This is a genomic window from Paracidobacterium acidisoli, from assembly GCF_003428625.2.
GTDB lineage: Bacteria > Acidobacteriota > Terriglobia > Terriglobales > Acidobacteriaceae > Paracidobacterium > Paracidobacterium acidisoli.
This window is the reverse complement of record NZ_QVQT02000003.1, coordinates 390832-405331: the sequence shown is the minus strand read 5'-3', so window position 1 is coordinate 405331 and position 14500 is coordinate 390832. Positions and strand designations below refer to the sequence as shown.

Sequence of the window (14500 nt, the reverse complement as noted above, 5' to 3'; positions counted from 1 at the left end):
GCCAACTATCAGGTATATGGTCTGCGAACTCCATTACATTCTCTGTACAGAGAATGCGGCAGAAGTACAGTCAAATCCCATCACCTCAGAATAGAGAGAGAGCACGTGCGTCGTCATCCGACCAGCCGTAAATTCAGAATGGACTCGAACTCTGGCGGCATCGTCAGAATGAGAGTACGGATATGAACCAGATCGCAATATCACGAAGCCCGATTGTCCGGAACCAGACCCTTATAGTTATTCAAACGTAACAGGAACGTCGCGCCACCTGTTGCAGACTTCTGCATATACAGACCAAGTGCGCGCCGCCATAACATCGGCGGTATATTCGGTATTGACTCTGACCCTCGCCGCTTCGCCAAATTGTTCCCTGAGATCGTTTCGCTCCAAAAGTAATTGCATAGCCCTGGATAAAGCAGTGGCATCTCCCGGCGGCACTGTGATTCCTGTCTTTCCGTCGAGACAAACTTCCGGAACCCCGGAATCGATATCGGTGTTGACGACCGGCAGCCCCGCTGCCATCGCTTCCAGCTGCACCATTCCAAAGGCCTCTGCCCGCGTCAGGGAGGGAAGCACAAAAATAGATGCCGCGGCAAAGTAAGGGCGAATATCCTCGACCCGTCCGGGCATGATAACTCTTTCCGTGACACCCTCGGAGGCCGCCAGCTTTGCTAATGGATCGTATTCTGGCCCGGCACCCACCAGAACGAGCCTGGCGTCCACATTCTTCATGGCGCGAACGAGAATGTTGAAGCCTTTGTAAGGAACAAGTCTGCCGACAGCAAGAATAAAGCGTTCTCCAAACTTCTGGCGAAATTTTGAAATCGTCTCATTATTTCTGCAAGCGATGTCCTGAAGGTCAATTCCAAGTGGAACTATACAGCACTTATCCCGGAAAGGCGCCAGTTCAGGAGAGGACTCCAGATAACGGGCCGATGTAACGATGATGCGGCTCGCGCGGCGCATTACACGATGAACAAAGGGATCGCTGAATTGCCGGAGTATGCGCCGTCCCAGCGTATCGGCATGATGCGTGATCACAATTTTGCCGTTCTGTCCACTCATCAGCAGAGCCAGTGCCGCCCCCGGATTGGGCGTATGGATATGCACCAAATCCGCGGGGGAGCGACGAATGGCGGCAGGCAGTCCAGGACAAACCGGCATGGATGCGATCGTGCCGAAGTGTGCGAGGCGTTCAACCTGCACGCCATCTATCTTCTCGATTTCGTAGCGCGCACCGGCATTGGCGACAATGACTTTAACCCGATTTGTTCTGGCTTGCCTGACTGCCAGGTCCCGAACATGGGTTTCTATACCGCCGCTGTCCGGCGGATAAAATTTCCCCAGATGCAAAATGGAAGGTCGATCGGACAAAAAATTCTCGGACATCTCCTGTGATCCCCGCTTCAGCTGCACAATCTGCTGAATATATCATCGGGAAATGGGTCGCCATCCGTGGGCGAGCGATGAAAAACAATGAAAATGAATTCTGATTCCATCGCCATCAACGGAAGATTTTTATCGCAGCCAATTACCGGCGTGCAGCGATATGCTTTTGAATTGCTTGGATGCCTGGATTGCCTGCTGAGCGCGAACTCTCTGCCGCAGGTTCCGGTTACCGTGTTCGTTCCGAAAAGTGCTGCCAGCATTCCGCGATATTCTTTCCTTCAGATAAGGCAGGTCGGGAGCCGGGAAGGCCGGATCTGGGAACAGGTAGACCTCCCTTCATATTGCCGGGGAAGCGTTCTATTTACGCCATGCGGGGGCGCGCCCATTATGCACGATCGCCATATTATTACCATCCATGACGCCGGGCCATTTTCTACTCCCGAGGCTTATCGGCTCCCCTACCGTGTTTACTACCGCGCGCTGCAGAGGTATCTTGCGCGTAAAGCTCTTCATATTCTCACTGTTTCCGAGTTTTCGCGTCGTGAATTGATGCGCGTTCTGCCTGTCGAAGAGAAGCGGATATCATGCGCTCATCTGTCAGGGGAGCATGTGCTTCGCTTCGAACGTTCTCCAGAAATTCTGTCGAGGCACAATCTTGTGAGGGGCGCATATGTGCTCGGCGTCAGCTCTGCGAATCCGAACAAAAATTTTGCCGGCCTGATGAAGGCGGCTCGCCGGCTGGATGCGTCCGGCATTCCGGTGGTGATTGCGGGCAACACAAATTCCCGCGTTTTCGGAGGGAGCGACGATGTCCCAGGGTGCATCCGTCAAACAGGGTTCGTCACCGATGCGGAGTTGCGGACGCTGTATGAAAATGCCGGCTGTCTTGCGTTCCCCTCGTTCTACGAAGGGTTTGGTCTGCCTCCGCTGGAAGCATTGACTGTGGGGTGTCCAGTCGTAGTATCCAATACTTCATCTCTGCCCGAAGTTTTCGGAAATGCGGCGACCTATTGCAACCCATATTCACCAGAAGATATCGCGCTGCGGATATCGCAGGTTATGCATGGCAGGCATCCTGCCCGGCAAATCGCGCAGACGCATGCAGAAAGTTTCAGATGGGAGATGTGCGCCCGGACAACCTGGAAAATCCTCTTAGGGGCTACCTCTTCTATCTGAGGTGAAACTAAAACGGTAGATATTGAGTTATGCAAAATCAGAGCGCTTCGGAAGTTTCATCTGAACATCCTGCCAAAGAGGCAGAAGAGGATGATCGATGCGACGGCTGCTTTCTCGATGGAAATAAGTGTAAGCGCAGAGGAACGGACACAGCGGTGAAATAGAGCCAGCCAAAAATAAATGCTCTAAGATAGCCGCCTGCAGAGGAATAAGCGTCGTCAAAAATCACCATCAATACTGAGTAAAAAGAAAATGCGAACATATAAGTGCTGAATTTTCCTCCCTGTCTTGCCTTGAGATAAAGCAGGGAATGAAAAAATCCCACGATCAACATGATGCACAGCATGCCCCCGATTCCAAGCTCGAGAAAGTAGAACTTGTACACCGTATAAACATTTGTGGGAAACGGCACAAGAATAAATTCATCGAAGCGAGGAGGAGGTATGTAGTTTGTGAGGTGCAGCGCTCCGGCCAGTTTAAGGGGGAACTCAAAAACATGGCTCCCAACCGGGACGAAGTCAAATGGCCTTTGTACTACGCGGTCAAAAGCGGCCAATGGGCCCGCAATATAACTGAGTACAAAATACACCGCGATTCCGCTGGCTCCGCCCACCAGACCTTCAGTGTTTTTATTGATGAAGATCAGCGCAATATACAGCGTAATAAACAGAAGGACTGGCCAGCGAAGTAGTTTTAAAGATTGAGAGAATGATTCGCGATGCGCCTGCAACAGGCGAATTGCGCTGAGGCCGCCTATCAGAACAAGCAGGCTCGTTCTGCCAGTACTGAGAATGCACCCGAAAAATGCTACCCCAGTCGCAATCCAGAAGCGCCGGTCTCTTTTTTCAGTCGCGAAGGCAAAAGAAATGAAAATTGCAATAGTAAGAAAGTAATCAAGAAAAAATGAATGGATTTGCTGCCCGTTTTGCATTGCATCCACCTGCGCCGCACGAGCCCGCATCAGGAAGCTTATTCCTGAGCCTCCCCGACCCAATTGGAAAACCTGATAGAAAAGGACGGGAAGTCCGCAAATCAGAATCAACACAAGCAGATTTCGAATGAAGCTGGGCTGTGGCTTTCTTTCAGGCAGAAATAAATGCGTGCGTAATATTCTTGTCGGCGTCAATATAGCCAGCCAGCCGCCAATACTAAATGCCAGTGCCCCGAAAGCTAAAATGAAAAGTGTTTTCCCGTGTACCGGATCAATTTCGAGAAGACCCGAACGATACACAATCAGGTCAAGAAGCCACATTCCGGAGAAGATAAAGGGGGGGTAAAGAACAGATCGTTGTACACGATAGTTAGTAACTGTCAGCAGAAGAAAAAATATCAAAGCTATGTCGAGAAAAATCATGATGAAATCTTCTCGCGCTGATCTTCAGGATTGGACTGCGAAATCATACGCAGTTTTCCCGCCTCAATCCAGCGTCGGATACGTTCTTTTCTGGGAACGCGCATCCTGTACATCCATTGCTCCCAGGCAATTCGCGAAAACTCGGGATTCTTATACTTTTTTCGCTGTTTCAGAGCGCGCACGAAAACGCGAAGGGTCTGTACGGCATTCTCCATGCGGCCTTTATACAGATCGTTGAATGCGCTTTCGGCATACGAAAAGTTTCTGTACCGGGAGGGCGACATCAGCCTGTCATAATCCATGATAGACATGTCGTGCTCCAGTGTTGCATCAGCAGCGCGCCATACCTTCAGACCGTACAAAAAAAACTGATGAAAGAGATAGAGATCCGAGTAGTCCAGCCAAAAGTCTGTACTGTAGCCGCCCACCTGCTGCAGAGCAGTGACCCTCAGGACACAGCCGCTGTTAATGGCAAATGCCTCACCCGGAGCGATGCCGATCTCACCAAATGGATATGCGCGATGTCGGTTGAATAACTGCTGCCGAGGAGATACCAGAAATTTCCGAACAAAAACAACAGGCGCCACCGCAGCGATCTCCAGACGATTCAGCAGTGCTTCGCAATGTTGGGCCATTTTTTGTAAGAAATCCATGGGAATGCAGGTATCCTGGTCCAGAAGCATCATCCACGGATATCCGTGCTCGTGCGCATAGTGGGCCGAGCTGTTATATGCACCCGAGACACCGAGGTTTTTTTCGGAATGCCGGTACAGCAGGGAAGGCGGCAACTGATCCGCTGGAATTGCTTCCTGAGAATTGTCCCAGATCATGATTGTGTACATGTTGGCCAGAACGGGGCTGGAAGCCAAAGCGTCATGAAGCCCTCGCAAAGTCAGCGACCTGGAAAGAGGTGTCTGATAGCGGACCATGACGATGAGAATCTTCACGTTTCAGGCTCTCGTAGCTTTTGCCTGAATCCGGGGAGGAAGCAAACGCCCTCTCAATCCCTGGAGGAGCGCCCGCTCATCCGCTGCCAGCATGAACCACGTGACGGCCGAAAGAGATATGAGCATGAGTACAGCCACCAGCAGTTTTATCGGCAGACTCATGCGGATCATTGCCAAAGCAAATGCCGTTCCGATCACGGCTGTCGCCGCAAAGATAGACCTGTATCGTAAAAATATGTCTGCGAACCGGCCAGCTACCCAGAACAACAGGATCGCGTCGACAATTACCCGCACCGCCCATGCAATGGCTGTGCCCTCGATGCCGAAATTTGTCGTCAGCACCCATACAGTCGCTACGTAAAAGGGTAATTCGAGAAGATGGAGTTTGCCGGTCAGATCCGCACGGCCGGCACCCTGTATCAGAGCGAAAGGAAGAGCCGCAATGCCATTTGCAAACACACCGATCGCCAGCCACTGCAGCACACGGGTGCTGTGACTGGCAAAAGCCGGGCCCAGCCAGATATCCAAACCATTCCGGGCAAAAAGTACCATCAACAGCGTAAGCGGCAGAAGTGTGAGTGTGACATATTTCACGGTTCGCCGAAACAGCTTTCCCGCATGCGCATGATCGGCTACGAGCGCAGTGGAGAATGCAGGAAACAGAACAGCGACAATCGCCCCGGGAAGGATCAGCAGCTTCGTGACAACTTCATAAGGAGTGGCATAATAGGCCACTGCCGTCAGCGACAACAACATACCGACGAGGACACGATCAAGATATTCCATTACCGGAGACACGATATTGGAAACTGTCATCCATGCGCCGAAGCTGAACAACATCGGCAGCAGGCTTCTGTCTATCTCAACTGTGCGCAGAATCTGCGGCATGTCGCGGGTGGCCAGATAGATATACGTAAGCCAAAAGACGGCTCGGGCAACCACCAGAATCCCGATAACTGCCGTCAGCTCTTTTGACCAGGGGAGCACAACGAGGGGAGCGGCAAAGGTTGCAATTCCCATCGGAATGCGCACGGAATTAATAATTCTGAATTTCTGGCGCGCTTCAAGAATGCCACGGAATCCAGCGGTACTGATAACAAAAGGCACCGACAGGCTCAGCAGATAAAACGCCCTTGTGGTTTCCCGTTGCAGCGCCGGCGGCGTTTTCAATAAGTGATGCACAAGCACGGGCGACAGAAATGCAAGGACGACTCCGCCCAGAAGTCCCAGCACAGCCATAAGCAGATTGGCTGTCCATATAACCGCGGGAAGCTCATGATCTTTTTCAGCCGCCAGCTTCTGGGCGACCAGATTGGTCATGGCACGTCCCAGCCCCAGATCAAAAAAACTGAAATAGCCAACTACCATCCAGGCGATTGTTAACACCCCGAATCGATCAGTTCCAAGCGCATGAATCAGCCGAGGAATCGCGACAATACCGACTGCCATCGGCGCGATCTGACCAACAAGATTCCAGATACTGTTACGAGCGAGCAAAGGACCGCTGGTCAGCTTTTTGGCTTTTATACTGTCTATTTTTGAGGGGGTATGCGGCATCGTATGAGCAATGTTATTAATTAAGTATTTTCTGCTCTCCTCGAATCCATCGTTTTGAGCATTATAATCCACCCCCAAAAGCAGAAAAATCGGCACATTTTCCGCGCCTGCAATTGATCTGGGTGATTTACATGGTGGACGCGGTAGGAATCGAACCTACAACCTGTCGATTAAGAGTCGAATGCTCTGCCAGTTGAGCTACGCGTCCACAGCTTTGCCTTAGGCGGGATGACTGCGGCAATTTTGGATGGAATGCACAGAAAACCGCGCTGCGCACTTTCATGAATATAACACAGGAGCGGCGCGTTACCGAGCCGCTTCCACTGATGTTCGGCCGTTCGGAAGCGATGTCCGCGCCGGTTAGAACGTGAAGGAGAGACCGCCCTGCAGGCAGCGCGCATCCTGCGCAAAATAGAGGCTGCTGCCGTCGCTGGTCACAAAGGGCCGGTAACCCTTCGCCAGCAGATTCCGCACATCGACGAGCGCCTCCACGCCGTTGGGAATGACGCGGCGATAGTGAATCGGCTGGCGCAGGAAGAAGCTCAGATAGGCGTCGGGCAGCGTTGCTCCGAAGGGGTCGACGCGGGTGAGCGTCTCTGCCGGCTGCCAGCGATACGAGGCGCGCCACTGCGTTCCGGCATGATGCAGCTTGCCGGTCAGCGCCACAGCATACATCTCGCTTTGCTTCGCCTTGAGATTCCCGAGATCCTGCTGCAGCGACGCGGAAACGGTGGAGGGAGCGTCACTCATCGCCAGCGCATCACCCATCGCGGCATAGAACGTCAGCGAGGCGTCGTGACCGAGCTTCCCCTGCACTTCGCCAAGAAGGCCGTCGCCTGAATAGTTCTGCCCTGCGACCTTCAGCAGATCGGTCGATGAGTCATAGAGCAGATTGCCGCTCTTCCAGTCGGCCTCCGTAATGGTTCCGCCTCCGATCACCACCGGATGCTCCAGGCGATCGCGATAGACCGACATCGCGACCATAAGTTTTCCATGCGTATGCGTGAAGCCGAGCTGCTGGTGCAGCCCATGCTCCATGGCGAGGTGGCCGTTCTGCTCCACCACGGCCGGCATCAGACTCGCTTCGGTGTCGAGGCGATCCGCATGCTGCGCACCTTCCGACGTGGCCATCTGCCACGAGATGGCGGTCGCTGTGCCCGTATGGACTGTGACTCCGGCAAAGGGATGGCTCTCCATCACATTTTCGCCCAGGTGTACGCCGACCATCTCGGTGCCGAACTCGGCCGTGACGGCTTCAGAGACATCCATCGTCTCGCCCACCCGCAGCATCACGGCTCCAAATCCCTCCGCCTGCGGGCCTCCGGCGATATCGGGACGATCTTCAAAGGCAGCGACGGTGCGCATCACCCGGCCCGGGGCCAGGCGCTGCTCGTATCCGGCGACGGCATTCAGCGCGGCGCTCTCCGCCTGGCTGAGGTCTGCGCGCAGAATCAGCTGATGGGAGTCATCGCTCGACCGCTCGAGCTCAAAGTCGTGATGCAGACCGCCGTCGCCGAAATCGCTTGCTCCGCCGCGGATCGTGACCCGCGCTTTCAGAGCCGCGGCGGTTCCGTCTCCGTCATTCACCACGACGAGAGGACCGTCCTGCAGCATGCGCAGCAGAGGGCGGTTTGCCGACAGGCGCAGCGTCCATGCCCAGTCGTCCTGCGGCTCATCGGCGCGCCGGGGCGCTGCGGGCAGCCAGCGGAAGGCCTCATAGAGTGTGCTCAGCGTGAGATTGACGACCACACGCGCGCTGCCCGGTATCTGCAGGTTTTCGCGCAGCGTGGGCAGAAAGAGCGCGCCGGAGGCCTTCAGCGAATACATGCCTGGCACAACCGTCGCGATGCTGTAACGGCCATGATCGTCGGTAAAAACTTTGGCGGCGAGAGAGTAGTCGGGGCGGAGGAGTTCCACCAGAGCACCGATCTGCGGTATTCCCTGGCTGTCGCGCACCACTCCTGTTACACGCCCCTGCTGGGTTGCTGCCCAGGCCTGCAGCGTGAACGATGCAAGAAGCACGGCGAGTGCGGTTCCGGTAATGGAGAAACGTCGGGTCACTGAATCAGTTGCTTTAGAATTGCCCCCTGGCCATTTGCTCCCTGTAACCTTCCATCCAGGCTGACGGCTCTTGTGGCCGCCTTGCCGTCAAACTATGCCTATTCCACGGTGAAGGGCGCCGACTGGGCAATCTCCTGTTTGGAGATGCTGTCATCGATCCTTATCTTCACCATATACTTCCCAGGCTGGAGACTTGCAAGGGGGAGACTCTTTTCCAGCGTTAACTGATCCGCACGCGCTTCCAGATTTCTCGATTCTTCCTGGGTGTCGAGAACCGCCTTGTTCGAGGCCGTATCGATGATCTCGTACTCGATCGTGGCGTTGTTTTCCTTACTCTTCTCGTCCAGCCCCAGATTGTACACCTGCATCCAGAAATTCAGCTTCTGATCGCGATGGAAGGTCGCCGGCGAGACCGGGCTGGTGCTGACGCGCGGACGGATGAAGGTATTGCCGATCACGAAGTTGCCCGCGCCGATCTCCTTCGAAGGCACCCGCTCCATCTTGTCTGCCAGAATCAGCGATGAGGCCGAAAGCCGGTCGTCGTCGTACTTCGGCACTTCAATGCCCCGCGCCCATACTCCCACATGGTCCGGGTTGTTCACATCCTTGATGGCAATGTCGATGCGATAGCGTCCCGGACGCAGCGGCAGAGCCTTCCAGTAAAGATTCATATTGTCCAGCGTCTTCGGCAGCAGCTCCGCCGGCACCTGCACGCCGACCGTCTGCTCGAAGGTCTGCACCACGTGATCGGTGATCGTCGAAACGCGGCCCAGAACATTCACCTGGCCGGTCGAGACGCCGTCCTTCGTATTGAAGGTGATGTCGCGGTTACGGATCTGCAGCGTCAGCGGCACCAGCACCGTATCGTCGGTCACCTTCACAAAGTCCGTCCGCACATCGAACGGGAAGGGTGGGCCGGTCAGAATCTTGTGGCTGGTAATAAAGGTCTCCAGGTCCTTGAACTTCACGACCGGAGGCGCCTGCAGCTTGGCGAAGAGCTCGAGCCGGTCGAATTCCTTGCTCTGCTGCATGGAGGACATCGGACCGGTTCCCAGGTTCTCGAGGCCGCCACGGAAGCGGTCCGCCTGCTTGGCCATGCCCATCTGCTCATAGAGAGTCTGTCCTGCGCCCGGCACGTGGAGCAGCGCATCTTTCTCTGAGCGGTCGATGGTCATGTGATAGTCGCCGCACATGCAGGTATCGACAAATTCGATGTCGACGTTGTCGCCGATGCCTTCGATATAGCGGTAATGCCACGTCTCGAACGGGAAAGTCGAGGTGGTGCCGCCGCCCTCATCGATAGGGCGGTCGTAGGTGCCGCCGCTCGGATGCGAATCGATGCTGTCCGCCGCGCCGTATTTGATGTAGATCATGCCGCGATCCGTCATCCAGCCCGGCTTGCCGGCGGCAAAATGCTCGTTGGCGTAGGCGATGCGCCGGTAATGCTCTTCCTTGTAGGTGTTCTCGGGAGAATCCGGGTCCGGATTACGACGCTGCCAGAAGGCCTCGATGAAGGCGTCGCGCTCTTCGTCGTTGCTGAGGCTGCGGAAGGCCTTCAGCTCCTGATCGGAGATGATCCAGCGAACGTCCTCATTGACCCACTTCTTGTATTCGCCCTTCAGCTCCTGCTTCAGATCCTTCTGCTGTTTGAAGCGCTCTTTGTCCGAAAGCCTGCGCTTCAGCGGGTCCTGATTGTCGGTCGTCTGGTTATCGGGCGTCTGGCTGGCAGTTGTCGAAGCGTTTTGGGATGCCGTGTCCTGCTGTGCTTTCGCAAAGGGCGCGCATGCGCCGGCAAACACAAGGGCCGTAAACACCACGGCAAGATCCAGTGAAAAACTACGTTTGAACATAAACGCCCTGCAACTCCTCCGAGGCTTTTCTATTCTAAGAGCACGCTCTCCTGGATACAAGCATCGTTCTTTCACTGTGACTGTAAACGAGCCCTGTTATTATGGAGGGCGCCCAGGAACTGTGGCCGGTTTCCCTCGATTCCAGGCCGCCCGGCGGAACCTTTTTTGTGGGTTTTTCGTACATCCCACGAAGCCTCGGCTGTTGTCACAAGTCGAATAAACAGGATGCGAACTTGAAAAAGGCCATCATTATTGTGGTCGTCGTACTGGTCCTTGGCGGGCTGGTCGGGCTGACGGTCGTGCGCGCTCAGTCCGGATACACCAAAGTCTTCATGGGCAAAGCCGTGCGCGAAAACCTGGTGGCCGTGGTCAACGGCACCGGCCAGATCAAGCCCAAAACCTACGTCAATCTGGGCGCGACGGCCTTCGGCCGCATCACCCATCTCTATGTAAAAGAAGGCGATCACGTCAAACAGGGCGAAGTTGTCGCCAGCATCGAGAACGTGCAGCAGGGCGCCAATGTTCAGGGGCAGGAAGCGGCCATCGCCGCGGCCAGAACCGACATTACCTCCTATATCGCCGCCGAGAAGACCCAGGACGCCAATATTGAGCACGCCAAAGCCGATCTGGAGCAGAAGCGGCTCGACTATCAGCGCGCTCAGGCTCTCTATCAGGCACAGGTGATGTCGAAGCAGGACTTCGACGCCAAAAAGGCCGCTTATGACCTGGATGTGGCGTCGCTGTCCCAGGCCCAGGCGGCGCTGGCCCAGGCAAAAGCGCAGACGGATTCGGCCCGCGGCCACCTCAATACTCAGGTCGCCGATCTTCGCGTGAATCAGGATCTGCTGAACCGCACGGTAGCGATCGCTCCCTTCAATGGCATCGTCACCAATCTTCCGGTGCGCGAGGGTGAGACGGTGGTCGAGGGCATCCAGAACGCCGAAGGCTCCACGCTGATGACCCTCGCCGACATGTCGGTGATCACGGCCGAGGTCAAGGTCGACGAGACGGACATCGTCAACGTCGCCATCGGCCAGCCCGCCGATGTGACTGTAGACGCTCTGCCGGGCAAGGTCTTCAAAGGCCATGTCACGCTCGTGGGCGATCAGGCGCTGCTCCGCTCGACCGGCGTCGCTACCAGCCAGTCGACCAGCGGCACCGAAGAAGCCAAGGATTTCAAAGTTGTCGTTACCGTGGACAATCCCTCCGACGAGCTGCGTCCCGGGCTTTCGACCACGGCGAAAATCACCACGGCGCATAAAGACGACGCGCTCTCCATCCCGCTGCAGGCACTGATTATGCGCATGCCCGACGGCAGCGCCCCCAAGCCGCAGACCGGCAGCGGCTCGGGCAGCGTAGCGGCAAAACAGCCCATACAGGGAGTCTTTCTCGTCCGCAGCGACAACGGCAGAATGCGGGTTCACTTTGTGCCCGTCACCACCGGGATTACCGGGACCACGGATATCGAGGTCACCGGAGGCCTGAAGGCCGGCGATCAGATCGTCACCGGCACCTACCGGGCGCTGCGCGATCTGAAGGAAAACGCCCTCGTCAAACAGGACACTTCTCCGCCCGCGGTATCGCAACCCTCAGATTCATCGTCTTAAGAAGAGCGGCCCTGTCCGGCATGAACCTGCCGGGCAGGCCGTCATCGTATGCCCGGCAGGAGTGAGGAGATGGCGACAAAAACCATGAGCGAAGAGGAAGTCAACCGCCCCCCGGGCATTCCGCAGGGCGACGTCATCGTTGTCGAGGATCTCTGGAAGACCTACGAGATGGGCTCGGAGAAGGTGCACGCGCTGCAGGGAGTCTCGCTTCGCATCCGCCACAATGAATACGTCGCCATCATGGGCCCCTCCGGCTCCGGCAAATCCACGCTGATGAACCTGATCGGCTGCCTCGATTCGCCGACCGAAGGCCGGTACTGGCTTAGCGGCCACCTCGTCAGCGAGCTGAACGACGATGAGCTGGCGCGCATCCGCAACAAGGAAATCGGCTTCGTCTTCCAGACCTTCAACCTGCTGGCCCGCGCCACCGCGCTGCACAATGTCGAGCTGCCGCTCATCTACAACGGCACCCCGGCCGACGAGCGCATCGAGCGCGCCAGGCAGGCGCTGCGCGACGTAAACCTCGAAGAGCGCATGAACCACAAGCCCAACGAGCTCTCCGGCGGACAGCGCCAGCGTGTCGCCATTGCGCGCGCCCTCATCAACCGTCCATCCATCATTCTTGCCGACGAGCCTACCGGCAACCTCGACTCCAAAACCGGCGACGAGATCATGGCTCTCTTCGATGCCCTGCAGCAGAAGGGCAACACGATCGTCCTCGTCACCCACGAGCCGGATATCGCCGAGTACGCGCACCGCGTGGTGCACATCCGCGACGGGAAAATCTTTTCGGACGAGCCCTCCTCGCGCATCCGTCACCCCGAGAAAGCCTGAAGATTCATCCGTACACCAGCGCGCTTCACGAGCCGGCCGGGATTTCCGACCGGCTTTCGCTGTTTAGGGCAGAATTCGACCGGTAGATCCGGCTTTTAAAATACTTAAGTATTAGCTTGACAATTAGTTTCCCTGCGGCGCAATACTTAAGCGTTCGCTAAATAAAAGGGCGAATGGAAATAGCGCTATATGTGCGCCGGGAAGGAAGAGCGATGCGTAAGCTGATTGTTTTCAACCATATTTCACTGGATGGCTATTTCGTCGACGGCAGCGGTGCCTTCGGCTGGGCCCGCAACGGCAATGATGATCCGGAGTATGCGGCCTTTGTGGCGGAGAACGCGGGCGGCGACGGCCAGCTGCTCTTCGGCCGGGTGACCTATCAGCTTATGGCCGGCTACTGGCCCACGCCGATGGCCGAGCAGCATGATCCGGCGGTAGCCGCAGGCATGAACAGAATGCCGAAGACTGTCTTTTCTCGAACTCTAGACGCGGCCTCGTGGAGCAATACCACGCTGGTGAAGGGCGATCCGGTCGCGGCGGTCCGCAGAATGAAGGAGGAGCCCGGTCCGGGCATGGTCCTTCTGGGAAGCGGCAGCATCGTGGCTCAGCTGGCCCCGGAGCACCTGATCGATGAGTACCAGATGATGATCGATCCGGTCGCGCTGGGCCGCGGGCGAAGCATGTTCGAGGGCATTCCGGAGATGCTTTCGCTGCGCCTGGCCAAATCGCGGACCTTCCGCAACGGAAAGATCTATCTTTCCTATGAACCAGCAGCGTGAGCTCACCCATCAGGAGACAAGCTATGCAGGAACGATCCGTCGCACACAGCACCTTCACCATTGAGCGCAGCTATCCGGCTGCGCCCGGACGCGTCTTCGCAGCCCTGGCCGATCCGGCAAAGAAGCGGCGCTGGTTTGTCGAAAATGAGGCCTCGGTCTTCGAAGAGTTCACGATGGACTTTCGTGTGGGAGGCCAGGAGCGCATACGCTCCCGCATCGGCAGCGGGCCCTATGTCGGCGTTCCCTGCACGAATGACACGACCTATCTGGACATCGTCCTGGATCGCCGGATCGTCCTCGCTTACTCCATGACGCTGGGAGAGCAGCGCATCTCGTCCTCGCTTGCCACCTTCGAGCTTTTGGCGGCCGAAGCCGGAACGGTGCTTCTCTTTACCGAGCAGGCGGCCTTCTTTGAAGGAGCCGACGGCCCGGCGATGCGGGAAGAGGGATGGCGCCTGCTGCTGGATCATCTGGCGAAGGAGCTGTCGTGACGGACAGATCCGGATCGGGCGGGCACCGGCCGGCGGCGCGTCTTTCGAAGGGCAGGCCGTCTGAGAGCGCTCGACCGGCCTCCGGAGTCGACCGCGTCTTTCATGCTCTCGGTGATCCGACGCGGCGGGCGATCGTGGAGAAGCTCAGCAGCGAGGGTCCCGTTTCGGTCTCGCAGCTGGCGGCGCCGCTGCTGATCACGCTGGCCGCGGTGGTGCAGCATCTCCAGGTTCTGGAAGTGAGCGGCCTGGTGCGCACGGAAAAGGTGGGGCGGGTACGTACCTGCCGGATGGAGCCCGCCGGGCTGATGCTGATCGAGCAGTGGGTCAGCGAGCGGCGTTCTCTGTGGCAGCGGCGCTTCGACCGGCTGGGCGATCTTCTGGCGGAAGAGGAGTGAGCCGGACGGCCGATTCACCTTCCTCCCGAAGCTGCCGATAAACCCTCTGTTCGCACAGGA

Annotated in this window: 12 protein-coding genes and 1 tRNA gene; 6 read left to right on the top strand and 7 right to left on the bottom strand. The window is 56.8% G+C overall.

Features of this window, described 5'->3' with window-relative positions:
• Positions 1-237 precede the first annotated feature (237 nt).
• Positions 238-1389 (bottom strand): glycosyltransferase, encoded by a 1152-nt coding sequence (locus tag D0Y96_RS09300; protein ID WP_147324994.1) that lies wholly within the window; start codon positions 1387-1389, stop codon positions 238-240.
• Between the two features lie 93 nt (positions 1390-1482).
• Between D0Y96_RS09300 and D0Y96_RS09295 the strand changes: the two genes are divergently transcribed.
• Complete coding sequence (locus D0Y96_RS09295; protein WP_158562324.1) at positions 1483-2565, top strand: glycosyltransferase family 4 protein; 1083 nt, start codon at positions 1483-1485, stop codon at positions 2563-2565.
• Positions 2566-2602: 37 nt separating this feature from the next.
• On the opposite strand, the gene D0Y96_RS09290 is transcribed toward D0Y96_RS09295, so the two are convergent.
• The 6 genes from D0Y96_RS09290 to D0Y96_RS09265 all read right to left on the bottom strand — a co-directional run bounded on the left by D0Y96_RS09290 (position 2603) and on the right by D0Y96_RS09265 (position 10334).
• On the bottom strand, positions 2603-3919 hold the full coding sequence (locus D0Y96_RS09290) for an O-antigen polymerase (protein WP_117299088.1): 1317 nt from the start codon (positions 3917-3919) through the stop codon (positions 2603-2605).
• Positions 3916-4866, bottom strand: a complete 951-nt coding sequence (locus D0Y96_RS09285) for a glycosyltransferase (protein WP_117299087.1) — start codon at positions 4864-4866, stop codon at positions 3916-3918. Before D0Y96_RS09285 ends, D0Y96_RS09290 begins: the two co-directional genes overlap by 4 nt.
• A 3-nt stretch (positions 4867-4869) precedes the next feature.
• Positions 4870-6519, bottom strand: coding sequence for a flippase (locus tag D0Y96_RS09280; RefSeq protein ID WP_117299086.1), 1650 nt, complete (start codon positions 6517-6519; stop codon positions 4870-4872).
• Positions 6520-6555: 36 nt separating this feature from the next.
• Positions 6556-6631: transfer RNA gene (locus D0Y96_RS09275), tRNA-Lys, on the bottom strand.
• A 152-nt stretch (positions 6632-6783) separates the two neighbouring features.
• Positions 6784-8484: a carboxypeptidase-like regulatory domain-containing protein gene (locus D0Y96_RS09270; RefSeq protein WP_117299085.1), complete on the bottom strand. Its 1701-nt coding sequence runs from the start codon at positions 8482-8484 to the stop codon at positions 6784-6786.
• A 98-nt stretch (positions 8485-8582) separates the two neighbouring features.
• Positions 8583-10334, bottom strand: a complete 1752-nt coding sequence (locus D0Y96_RS09265; protein ID WP_117299084.1) for a GWxTD domain-containing protein — start codon at positions 10332-10334, stop codon at positions 8583-8585.
• A gap of 233 nt (positions 10335-10567) precedes the next feature.
• Between D0Y96_RS09265 and D0Y96_RS09260 the strand changes: the two genes are divergently transcribed.
• The 5 genes from D0Y96_RS09260 (at position 10568) to D0Y96_RS09240 (ending at position 14440) form a co-directional block, all read left to right on the top strand.
• A complete protein-coding gene (locus D0Y96_RS09260; protein WP_252263626.1) occupies positions 10568-11941 on the top strand; it encodes an efflux RND transporter periplasmic adaptor subunit in 1374 nt (457 codons plus the stop codon).
• Between the two features lie 69 nt (positions 11942-12010).
• On the top strand, positions 12011-12775 hold the full coding sequence (locus D0Y96_RS09255; RefSeq protein WP_117299082.1) for an ABC transporter ATP-binding protein: 765 nt from the start codon (positions 12011-12013) through the stop codon (positions 12773-12775).
• A 212-nt stretch (positions 12776-12987) separates the two neighbouring features.
• The gene (locus D0Y96_RS09250) at positions 12988-13554 is read left to right on the top strand and encodes a dihydrofolate reductase family protein (RefSeq protein ID WP_117299081.1); all 567 of its coding nucleotides are present in this window, start codon (positions 12988-12990) and stop codon (positions 13552-13554) included.
• A 23-nt stretch (positions 13555-13577) separates the two neighbouring features.
• Positions 13578-14045: an SRPBCC family protein gene (locus tag D0Y96_RS09245; RefSeq protein ID WP_117299080.1), complete on the top strand. Its 468-nt coding sequence runs from the start codon at positions 13578-13580 to the stop codon at positions 14043-14045.
• Complete coding sequence (locus D0Y96_RS09240; protein WP_350449019.1) at positions 14042-14440, top strand: ArsR/SmtB family transcription factor; 399 nt, start codon at positions 14042-14044, stop codon at positions 14438-14440. The genes D0Y96_RS09245 and D0Y96_RS09240 overlap by 4 nt, the downstream gene beginning before the upstream one ends.
• The last annotated feature ends 60 nt before the right edge of the window (positions 14441-14500 follow it).